A 10,415-nucleotide genomic window follows, 5' to 3' on the forward strand; every position below is an offset into this window, starting at 1 on the left:
CTCCTCGGCCGCAACGGCGCGGGCAAGACCACGCTCATGTCGATCCTGACGGCGCAGAACTTCGAGTCGTCGGGCACCGTGCGCGTCTTCGGCGAGCACCCCTACGAGAACACGCGCGTGCTCAACCGCATCTGCTTCGTGCGCGAGAGCCAGAAGTATCCGGACGACGCGTACCCGCGTCACGCGTTCAAGGCCGCGAGCCTGTTCTTCCCCAACTGGAACCAGGAGCTGGCCGACGAGCTCGTCGAGCAGTTCCAGCTGCCGATGAAGCAGACCATCAAGAAGCTCTCGCGCGGTCAGCTCTCGGCCGTCGGCGTCATCATCGGTCTCGCCTCACGCGCCGAGCTCACCTTCTTCGACGAGCCGTATCTGGGTCTCGATGCCGTCGCCCGGCAGATCTTCTACGATCGTCTGCTCGAGGACTACGCCGAGCATCCGCGCACGATCATCCTGTCGTCGCACCTGATCGACGAGGTCTCGAATCTCATCGAGAAGGTCGTCGTGATCGACAACGGCAAGATCCTGCTGCACGAAGACACGGATGCCGTGCGCGACCGCGCCGTCACGGTGGTGGGCGACGCGGCCAAGGTCGATGCCTGGGCCGCCGACCGCGAGGTGCTGCATCGCGAGGCGTTGGGCCGCGTGGCATCCGTCACGGTGCTCGGAGCGCTGTCCGCCGCCGAGCGCGCCGAGGTCACGGGATCCGGTCTCGACCTCGCGCCGGTGTCGCTGCAGCAGCTGATCGTACGCCTCACTCAGAAGGCCGAGGCGGACTCGGCCACCAGATCGTCGGCCCCGAAAGAGGAGGTGCGCTGATGCGACGCACACTCAACGTCATCCGCCTGCAGCTCATCAACCGTCAGACGTTCATCTGGGTGCCGCTGATCATCCTCGGCTCCGCCGTCGTGATCTCGGTGCTGATCTACGCGATGATCCCGACCGACGGCCCGAAGTACGGCGGCGGCGCGCAGGCGCCCCTGTGGTACTTCTTCGGCATCGGGATCGGCGCCATGACGTACACCTTCCCGTTCTCGCAGGCGCTGAGCATCACCCGCCGCGAGTTCTTCCTCGGCACGCTGCTGACCGCGGTGCTGGGCAGCGCTTTCATCGCCGTGCTGTTCCTGATCGGCGCGGGCATCGAACTCGCGACCGGCGGCTACGGGATCAACGGATGGGTGTTCCACCTGCCGTGGCTGTGGGAGGCGGGCCCCCTCGGCGCGTTCGTGGTGTACATCACGCTCCCGCTCTTCCTGTTCGTCGTCGGTTTCACCGGATCGACCATCTACAAGAGCTGGGGACCCACGGTTCTCACGATCGTCAGTGTCGGACTGGGTCTCGTGCTGGTGGGACTCGCCTTCCTCGCGACCAGGCTCGAGCTGTGGGACGACGTGTGGCGGGGCGTTCTCGACGCCGGCGCTGTGGGCCTCGCGCTCTGGGGACTCCTCGCGACGGCGGTGCTCGCGAGCATCTCCTTCCTCGCCTTCCGCAGGGCGATCCCCTGATCCGGGCGTGATCACACGACGCCGGCCGTCCTCTCGTGGGGCGGTCGGCGTCGTCGTGCGCGCTACCTCGTGCAATGGGCGATGCGCAACCCGATGCGAGCACAGACGGCGAACGGCTAGCGTCTCCCTGCAGGACGGATGACGAGAGGACGCCGTGATCCCGTGACGAACATCAGGACGCGAGTGCGTGCACGCCGCCCCGGCATGGTGCGCGCTCTGCGTGAGGCGGTCGACCCCGCCCGACTGCTCCTCGTCGCCAAGACGGCGCTGGCCGTCGGGCTCGCCTGGATGATCGCCCCGCACATGCCCGGCGTCACCGACCAGTTCCCGTACTACGCCCCTCTGGGGGCACTGGTCAGCATGTATCCGACTCTGATGGGATCGGTGCGATCCGGTCTGCAGACTCTGCTCGGGTTGGCGACCGGCATCGGACTGGCCGCGGTGGTCGTGCTGACCGTCGGCCCGACGTGGTGGACGATCCCGGCCGTGGTCGGCATCGGAGTACTCGTCTCGGGCACCGGATGGTTCGGCATGGGGCGCGAATACGTGCCCATGGCCGCTCTCTTCGTGCTGATCATCGGCGGCCAGAACGCCGACGACTACTCCATCGGATACCTGGTGCAGACCGCGGTCGGCGTGGTCGTCGGGCTGCTCGTGAACCTGGTGATCGCGCCGGCCCCCCTCACCCTCGCCGCCGAGGCCAAGGTCGCCGCGTTCCGCACTCAGCTGAGCGACCACCTGCATGACATCGGTACGGCGGTCTCAGAGTCGTGGCCGCCGGAGCATGAGCAATGGGCCGACGACGCGGCGTCTCTCGCCGACACGGCCGCAGAACTGCAGAAGGCTCTCTCGGATGCCGACGACAGCCGCCGCGGCAACCCCCGAGCCATGGGGCGCCGCGCGGAGACGCGGCATCTGCACACCGAACTCGCCGCCCTCGATCGCATCGCGCATCTGATCCGCGACATCTCCGACGAGATCGCCGACACGATCTGGGATCGCCCGGGGGCGCTGGAGCTCGACGCCGCGCTCCCCGAGCCGCTGTCGGCCGCGTGCCACGCGGTCGCCGTGGTCATCGCTCAGGAGGAGCCGCTGAGCTCCGCAGATCACCGAGCCCGGGGCGAGGCGGCGCGAGCGATCCGTGTGCTGCTCGAGACGGTCGACCTCCGCACGATTGACGTGCGCCGCGCGATGGGGCCGGGCGTGCTGGCAGCCATGCATCTGCGCCGCATCCTGATCCTCAGCGGTCATCGCGAGGTGGACGACGAGGACTGACCCGCGACCGTCAGATCGTGTCGTCGGCTGCGACGAGATCGACCTGCCAGAAGCGGCCTGCGGGGTCGTCGTCATCGTGCGCGGCTTCGGCATCGGCCATCGCCTTGTCGAAGATCTCCATGACGGCCGTGAACTCCGCCTCCGTGAGCCGAGTGGTGCGCTGCTGGAACACCGCATGGATGCCCGAGGCTCGGCCCGCGTAGTACTCGGGCGACCACGCGATCACGCGCTGCAGAAGGTCCTGGTGCTCCGCGGCCACGGCGCGCACCACGGCGTCGCCGAGCTCCTCGTCGGCGACCGGGTGGTCGGGATCGCCCACGCTCATCGCACCCTTCACCGGTGCCCAGACGCGGTCACGACGATCGCGGGCGTGCTCGGGAGCCTCGACGATGAGGCCCGCATCCGCGAGAGTGCGCAGGTGGAAGCTCACGCTGTTGGCGGCGACGTCGAGCTCGGCTGCGATGTCGGCCGCGCGCATGTGATCGCGACGGGCAAGCAGGCGCAGGATCTGTCGCCGCAGCGGATGCGTATAGGCCTTGAGCATGGCCGTCGTCATCCATACGGGATCTTCGCCGTGAATGCCCTGAGCCATGCTCCGAGCATACCCGCACCGTTCATTGCGCAAGATTAGTTGCGCAAGTGTTCTTGCGGAACTAATCTGGCGTCATGACGACGACCGTGACCGCGCCTCATCGGCTCTGGCGGAACACCCTCTACCTGACGTGGCTCGTGAGCGACACCAGCAAGGGGCTCGCGGCCGCCCTGTTCGCGTTCGCGATCCCTCTGCTGGCCCTCATCGTCACGGACGATCCGGCTCAGGCGGGCATCATCGGCGGCGCCGGCATGGCGGCGCGCCTCGTGCTCACGCTCGTCGGCGGAATCCTGGCCGACCGGCATCGACGGATCGTCCTCATGCTCACGGGCTCGCTCGTCGGCATCCTCCTGGCCGGAGCCTTCACGGCGCTGGCCCTCGCCGACGCACTCACCTTCGGCACGCTGTTGTCGGCCAACCTGCTGCTGGCCGCCCGCGGCGGCCTCTTCGACGTGGCGGGCGAGAGCGCGATCAAGGAGCTCGTGCCGGACGAAGCGATGGGCAGGGCGCAGGCGGCGAATCAGGGGCGGGATGCCGCGCTGCAGCTGGCCGGCGGCCCCCTGGGCGGGCTGCTCCTCGGCGTCGGTGGCTGGCTGGTCGGCGTCGTCATGACGCTCTGCCATGCGGTGGCCGCAGCGACGGCGTGGATGCTGCAGCGCGAGACGTGCCGTGCCGGTGACGGGGTGGCAGTGGAGACCGCAGAGCATCCGACGGTCGCCCGGCCTGTCGCGGCACCACCCGCCGTGGACCCCGCGGACGGTCTGGGTTCATCCGCGGATTCCGCGCAGGATGCCGGCGTGCGAGGCGGGACCAGCGCGTGGACCGAGCTGCGAGAGGGTTTCGCGTGGCTGCTCTCCCGGCCCGACCTCGGAGGAGTGCTGGCGATCGTCACGATCATCAACCTGGGGTTCAACGCTGCGATCACGACGGTCATCTACTCGCTGCAGCAGGCCGGGCACTCCGAACTGCTGATCGGCTCGCTCGGCGCGAGCATCGGCGCCGTCATGCTCGCGGGTGCGATCGTCGCACCCATGCTCGTGCCGCGGGTGCGGGCGGGCGTGCTCGCGATCAGCGGCCTCGCGGTCGCCTCTCTGGGCGCCGTCGGGCTCTCGGTGGCGACCGAACCGTGGGCGATCTTCGCCGTGCTCGGCGCATCGGTGCTTCTGCTGCCCGCCCTCAACGCCGGCATGATGGGCTACTTCATGGTCGCGACGCCGACCGAACTGCTCGGGCGGGCGAACAGCGCCGCTGCAGTGCTCGGCATGGGCGCCATGCCGCTCGCACCCCTGATCGCCGGATTCGGCCTCACCTGGATCGGCCGGGAGGGGACGATCCTCGTGTGCGCGGCGCTCTGCGTCGTCGCCGTCGCCCTCGCCCTGGGCAATCGCGCGCTGCGGGCTCTGCCCGTCGAGTCGCAGTGGGCCGAGCACGCGAAGCAGTACGAGGCGGCCTGAGCGGCATCCGCGTCCCGGAGCCGCATCGATGCCGTCATCGGGGCAGGGCATCATCGACCGGTCCGCGCCGCCGCACCGGCACGCACCGCGACGTCACAGCGTTGCCGTGAGCACACCCCCGTCTGCCCGCAGCGCGGCGCCGTTCGTGGCCGATGACCGCGGGCTCGCGAGGTAGGCCACGAGGCTCGCGATCTCGGCCGGGTCGATGAACCGCTCGAGCAGCGTCGTGCGGTTCTGGCCGATGATCGCCTGCTTCATCACCTCCGCCGGGAGCGACTGCGCCTCCGCCACGGCCGCCACGGATGCGGCCACTCCGTCGGAGAACGTGGGGCCGCCGAGCACGGTGTTGACCGTGACGGCCGTGCCACGGGTGAGCTTCGCCAGTCCGTTCGCGACCGCGAGCATGGCCGCCTTCGTCATGCCGTAGTGCACCATGTCGGCCGGCACGTTGACGCCTGATTCGCTGCTGATGAAGATGATCCGCCCCTGACCCCGCCCGAGCATGCCGCCGAGCACCGCGCGGGACATCCGCACACCGCTCATGACGTTGACCTCGAAGTACCGGGCCCACTCCGCGTCGCTGATCGACTCGAAGTCGGCGAGTCCGAAGAGTCCGACGTTGTTCACGAGGATGTCCACATCGCCCAATGCCTCGGTGAGCCGTGCCACCTCGGATGGCTTCGAGAAGTCGGCCGCGAGCCCCGAGACGCGCGCGCCCGGCCGCTCGCCCTGCAGGCGCTCCACCGCACCGTCGAGGCGTTCGGCGTCGCGCCCGTTGAGCACCACCTCCACGCCTTCGTCAGCGAGGGCGGCTGCGACGGCATACCCGATCCCCTGACTCGAGCCGCTGATGAACGCTCTCTTGCCGTGCAGTCCCAGGTCCATGACAACTCCTCGCCGACGCCGCTCCACGGCGCGATTCAACTTGCTTGAGCAAGTCACGCTACAGCGCGTCACTTGCGCAGGCAAGTCAATCCTGACGAATGGAGTAGGCTCGCACCATGCCTGAGCAGCCGAATGCCGACCCGCTGAGCGCGGATGAGCTGGACATCTGGGCACCGGTCGCCACCCTGCTCGAGCGACTCCCGACCGCTCTCGACGCCCAGCTCCAGCGCGACAGCGGGCTGACCCACTTCGAGCACGGAATCCTGTACGCGCTCGATTCCGCCCCCGATCGCACACTGCGCCTCAGCGTTCTCGCCGGCTACGCCAGCTGCACCCTCTCGCGACTCTCGCGCGCTGTCTCCCGCCTGGAGGCGAGAGGGTGGGTGCGCCGTGAGACCGACCCGACCGACGGTCGATTCACGCTAGGGATCCTCACTCCGAGCGGGCATGACAAGGTCGCCGAGTCCACTCCGGCGCACCATGCTCTCATCCGCGAACTGGTCTTCGGCAGCCTGACCGCGACGCAGACCCGCCAGCTCCGCGCCATCAGTCAGAGGATCTCGGCCGCGATCGGCGCGGATGACGCGTGGAGGCCGGCGGTGGATCGCACGTGACGGATGTCGGTGTCCGCGCGTAGGATCGGCGCCACGCACCCACGACCTGAGGAGACGACGATGTCAGCTCTGGTGATCACCGAGAAGCCCCTCCCGTTCGTCCGACTCGCGTCGCTGACCGAGACCGTCTCCTCACAACCCGAGATCGCGGCTGTCGTGGGTCCTCTGTTCGACCGGGTCGCCCACGCCCTGAGTGATGCGGGGGCGACGCCGGGGCTCCCGATCGCCGAGTACGACATGACCAAGCGCGGCGTGCGCATCACGGTCGGTTTCGTCTATGACGGCCCGGCCGTCGACGGGCTCGTGATCGTCGAACTGCCGGCCGTGGAGTCCGCGTTCACCGCCACGCATCTCGGCACCATGTCGACCATCGACGCCAGCTGGAGTGCGCTGAACGAGGCGATCACCGCGGGCGGCGCCACCGCCGTCGGCGCGTGCCGGGAGGTCTATCTGCGGTCGGAATCCGACGATCAGGCCGACTGGATCACCGAGCTGCAGTAGCCGGTCACCCGCTCCTGACCGCCTCCGGGCCGACCAGGGCGCAGAGCCTCAGAGCGCTCCCGCGAGCCCCGCGATGCCGACGATCACCGAGATCAGCGCGAGCACCAGGGCGATCGCGATCAGCACGGCATGCACCTTCAAGAACGTCGTCGCCTTGCCGTCGGCATCCCGAGCCCGAGGGTCGGTCGCGACGCGCTTGTAGAAGCGGGGCCACACCAGCGCGTTGAAGGCGGCGTTGAGGAACAGGACGACGGCGAGAGCGATCACCTCCCCACGCTAACCCCGACACCGCCGCGCACCTCCCCCGATGCTCGGAGAAATCACACCGAGTCCATGTATCAGCAGGCTCTTGCCGTGCTCCTTCCTGATGTGATCACAATGGGACTCATGATCGACGGCGCACCCGACGGCGCCGCCCTCGATCCTGCACCGGACGACGGAGCGGCGCGCTGGAGGCGGGCCGCCCAGTATTTCGACGCATGGCGGGACGGCGACAGCCGCGCGATGGACGAGCTCGTGCGGCTGATGACTCCTGTGCTCTGGCACGTCGTGCGGGCCTACGGGCTCGAGCGCACGCTCGCCGAAGACGTCATCCAGACGACCTGGTTGCAGCTCGTGCGCGGACACCGATCGATCAGCGATCCCCAAGCCGTCTCGGCGTGGTTGACCACCACCGCCCGCCGCGAAGCCTGGCGGGCGGGCAAGGCGCACAACAGGGTCGACACCACCGAGTCGGATGCTCTCGATGCGCTGCTTCCCGAGCAGCAGTCGGCCGAGCATCACGCCACGATCGGCGACGAGAGTCGTCGGCTCTGGATCGCGGTGCACCGTCTCGCCGATCGGTGCCAGCGGCTGCTGCGGGTGATCGCCTTCGAGGATCGGCCCGACTACACCCGGCTCGCGGCCGACCTCGCGATGCCGATCGGCAGCATCGGGCCCACCCGACAGCGCTGTCTCGCCAAGCTCCGCGCACTGCTCGACATGCCGACGCCGGGACCGAGGGGGCATCATGAGCAGTGACGACCGCCCCGAAAGCGCCGGCGACGCCGAGCTGTTCGCACAGCTGCGATCTCTCTGGCGGCACGTCGACCCAATGCCCGCAGCCCTGATCGACCGCATGATCGCTGCCGTGGCGACCGAGGGCCTGTCGGACGAGTATGTGCTGCTCACGCTCGTCGAGGAACCGCTCGGCGCCGTGCGCGGCGACGCCGACGCACTGACCCTGCAGTTCAGCGACGGCACCACCAGCATCCTGCTGCACGTCACGCGCACCGCGAGTGGTGCCCACCGCGTCGACGGCTGGGTCGACTCGGTCTCGGGGGCGATCGAGCTGGCGCAGGGCGAGAGCATCCGCACGACCACGGCGGACGACACCGGTCGGTTCATGTTCGACGACGTGCCGAACGGGCTCACGCGCGTGCGACTCAGCACCACGGTCGGCGACGAGGAACGCACTCTGTCGACTCCGCAGTTCGAGTTGTGATCCACCGCGGGTCCGCCCGCACAGACCGCGGGTCAGCCCGCACAGACCGCGGGTCCGCCCGCGAGGAGGGGACCCACGATGGAGCAGCCCGAGGGATGGAGCTGGCAGGATCGCGCTGAAGGATCGATCAGACGAGGGACCGCACTCGATCCCTCCGTCGAACCGGTCGACGGAGTCAGAGCCTTCCCCACGGCGTACCTGCAGGACCGCCTGCTGATCACGCAGGATCAGGACACCGATCAGGAGGCGTACGACCGAGAGATCCGCGAGCTGCGCGACGCCGCCGGCTCGTTCGGCTGGATGCTCGAGATCGAGTCGCCCGATGCGCTGCGCGCGGCAGACCCGCTGGTGCCCGGCGTTCCGGGATTCCTCCGCGCTCGCCTCACGACCCCCGACGAGCCGACCCGCGGGGAGTCCCCGGTTCCGCCCGACGCTTGGCGCGTGCTGCAGCGGGCTCGCCGCAGCTCCCGCACGTGGATGCCGCGCACCAGCCTCGAGCACGTGCTGTCGATCGACCCGGTCGGGCTCAACCCGTTCACCCGCACGAACCCCTTCACGCGCACCAACCCGTTCACGCGCACGAACCCGGTGCGCGGTGCGGGCGCAGGGGTCGGCGGCAGCGACGACTACCTCGAGCCCGGACGAGGCGCACGTCAGCCGGTGACCTGGCTCGGACCTGCACCACGACGCAGTGCGCCCCCGAAGCGCGGACGCCGACCGGTCGTGGCAGTGCTCGACACGGGATGCGGCGTGCACGACTGGCTGCCCGACGACATCGTCACGCGGCACGTCGACATCGACGGCACGCCGATCGGCCTCACCGACGACGCCGACCCGGAACGCTATCCCGATCTCTACGGACAGCTCGACGGAGAGATCGACGCCGTCGCCGGGCACGGCACGTTCATCGCGGGCATCATCCGGCAGACGGCGCCGGATGCCGACATCGTGTCGATCCGCGTGGCCGGTGCGCTGGGCGTGGTCGACGAGAGCAGGTTCCTGATCGCGGTCGCGCAGGTCGTCGAACTGCTGAGGCGGCACCGCGAGGACCCGTCGACCGGGCATCCGATCGACGTGCTCAACCTGTCCCTCGGGTACTACCACGAGACGCCGGTCGACGGTCAGTTCAGCCTGACCCTCAACGCACTGCTCAGCGCGGCCCGCGAGCTCGGGTGCGTCGTGGTGTGCTCGGCGGGCAACGACGCGATCGATCGGCCGTCGTTCCCGGCATCGCTGTGGCCCTGGCCCGGGGCCGACAACGGCCTGCCGCACGACCACGACGCGCCGCACGTGTCGGTCGGCGCGCTCAACCCCTCGGCGCGATCGGTCGCGCTGTTCTCGAACGTCGGCCCCTGGGTGCACGTGTATGCGCCCGGGGCGGCCGTGGTCAGCACGTCACCGGCCTTCGTCGGCGGCGAGCAGGCGACCACCCGGGCCGACATCGCAGGGCTGCGGCGCGAGACCATCGACCCCGACGACTACCGCGGAGGGTTCTCGATCTGGAGCGGAACCTCGTTCGCGGCGCCGTACGTCGCCGGACGCGTCGCGGCACAGCTGGGCACGGTGCCGGTGCAGGGCGCCACCGCGGCATCCGCTGCGAAGGCCGTCGCCGCCGTGCTCGCGACGCTTCCCGCACCGAAGACCGGCACGTAACCAGGCGCCCCAGCATCCGGTCGCCGGGCCCCCGGGCATCCGGCCACCGGGCCCCAGGCATCCGGTCGCCGGGCCCCAGGCATCCGGCCACCGGGCCCCAGGGCATCCGACCGCCGGGCCAGATGCATGCCCAAACCACAGATGCATGCGCAATACGGCGATCCCGGCATGCATCTGTCATCTCGGCATGCGTCTGGCGAACCGCTCAGGTATCCGGTCGCCGGGCCCGCGGGCCCCGGTATCCGGTCCAGGCCCGATCCCCGGCCCGATCCCGATCCCGGATACCGCAGACGCATGCTCCGGACACGGATGCATGCTCGATCGGGCGATCCGGGCATGCATCCGTGATCTCGGCATGCATCTGGCGAACCGCTCCGGTATCCGGCAGCCGGGGCCGGCCCCCAGGAATCCGGTCCCAGGCCCCGGCATCCGGTCCCAGGCCCCGGCATCCGGTCC

At 69.6% G+C, this 10,415-nt stretch carries 12 protein-coding genes; 9 read left to right on the forward strand and 3 right to left on the reverse strand.

The features are described from left to right. From RWO82_RS13570 to RWO82_RS13580, 3 genes are all read left to right on the forward strand, one after another. The coding region (locus RWO82_RS13570) for an ABC transporter ATP-binding protein (protein ID WP_314427974.1) at window positions 1-816 on the forward strand (816 nt) is incomplete at its 5' end. Next, entirely contained in the window at window positions 816-1,502 is a 687-nt protein-coding gene (locus RWO82_RS13575; RefSeq protein WP_314427976.1) for a hypothetical protein, read from the forward strand. The genes RWO82_RS13570 and RWO82_RS13575, both read left to right, overlap by 1 nt. Window positions 1,503-1,664: 162 nt before the next feature. Beyond that, window positions 1,665-2,777, forward strand: a complete 1,113-nt coding sequence (locus RWO82_RS13580; protein WP_314427978.1) for an aromatic acid exporter family protein — start codon at window positions 1,665-1,667, stop codon at window positions 2,775-2,777. 10 nt (window positions 2,778-2,787) lie between these two features. Here RWO82_RS13580 and RWO82_RS13585 read toward each other — a convergent pair whose 3' ends face one another. Beyond that, complete coding sequence (locus RWO82_RS13585; protein ID WP_314427980.1) at window positions 2,788-3,369, reverse strand: helix-turn-helix domain-containing protein; 582 nt, start codon at window positions 3,367-3,369, stop codon at window positions 2,788-2,790. A 74-nt stretch (window positions 3,370-3,443) separates the two neighbouring features. Between RWO82_RS13585 and RWO82_RS13590 the strand changes: the two genes are divergently transcribed. Further along, window positions 3,444-4,823 carry an MFS transporter gene (locus RWO82_RS13590; RefSeq protein ID WP_314427982.1) on the forward strand — a complete coding sequence of 460 codons (1,380 nt, stop codon included), beginning with the start codon at window positions 3,444-3,446 and terminating at the stop codon, window positions 4,821-4,823. A 93-nt stretch (window positions 4,824-4,916) separates the two neighbouring features. On the opposite strand, the gene RWO82_RS13595 is transcribed toward RWO82_RS13590, so the two are convergent. Continuing rightward, on the reverse strand, window positions 4,917-5,708 hold the full coding sequence (locus RWO82_RS13595; RefSeq protein WP_314427983.1) for an SDR family oxidoreductase: 792 nt from the start codon (window positions 5,706-5,708) through the stop codon (window positions 4,917-4,919). Between the two features lie 116 nt (window positions 5,709-5,824). Here RWO82_RS13595 and RWO82_RS13600 point away from each other — a divergent pair, with 116 nt between their 5' ends. Both RWO82_RS13600 and RWO82_RS13605 read left to right on the forward strand, forming a co-directional pair. Next, window positions 5,825-6,322, forward strand: coding sequence for a MarR family winged helix-turn-helix transcriptional regulator (locus tag RWO82_RS13600; protein WP_314427984.1), 498 nt, complete (start codon window positions 5,825-5,827; stop codon window positions 6,320-6,322). 60 nt (window positions 6,323-6,382) lie between these two features. Further along, window positions 6,383-6,823 (forward strand): hypothetical protein, encoded by a 441-nt coding sequence (locus tag RWO82_RS13605; RefSeq protein WP_314427986.1) that lies wholly within the window; start codon window positions 6,383-6,385, stop codon window positions 6,821-6,823. 48 nt (window positions 6,824-6,871) lie between these two features. Here RWO82_RS13605 and RWO82_RS13610 read toward each other — a convergent pair whose 3' ends face one another. Then, window positions 6,872-7,090, reverse strand: coding sequence for an SCO4848 family membrane protein (locus RWO82_RS13610; RefSeq protein ID WP_314427987.1), 219 nt, complete (start codon window positions 7,088-7,090; stop codon window positions 6,872-6,874). Between the two features lie 87 nt (window positions 7,091-7,177). Here RWO82_RS13610 and RWO82_RS13615 point away from each other — a divergent pair, with 87 nt between their 5' ends. The 3 genes from RWO82_RS13615 (at window position 7,178) to RWO82_RS13625 (ending at window position 9,959) form a co-directional block, all read left to right on the forward strand. Further along, window positions 7,178-7,843, forward strand: a complete 666-nt coding sequence (locus RWO82_RS13615) for a sigma-70 family RNA polymerase sigma factor (protein ID WP_314427988.1) — start codon at window positions 7,178-7,180, stop codon at window positions 7,841-7,843. Next, a complete protein-coding gene (locus tag RWO82_RS13620; RefSeq protein WP_314427990.1) occupies window positions 7,833-8,306 on the forward strand; it encodes a hypothetical protein in 474 nt (157 codons plus the stop codon). Before RWO82_RS13615 ends, RWO82_RS13620 begins: the two co-directional genes overlap by 11 nt. Window positions 8,307-8,384: 78 nt before the next feature. Then, on the forward strand, window positions 8,385-9,959 hold the full coding sequence (locus RWO82_RS13625) for a S8/S53 family peptidase (protein ID WP_314427992.1): 1,575 nt from the start codon (window positions 8,385-8,387) through the stop codon (window positions 9,957-9,959). Window positions 9,960-10,415 lie beyond the last annotated feature (456 nt).

The sequence above is a fragment of the uncultured Microbacterium sp. genome, from assembly GCF_963521645.1.
GTDB lineage: Bacteria > Actinomycetota > Actinomycetes > Actinomycetales > Microbacteriaceae > Microbacterium.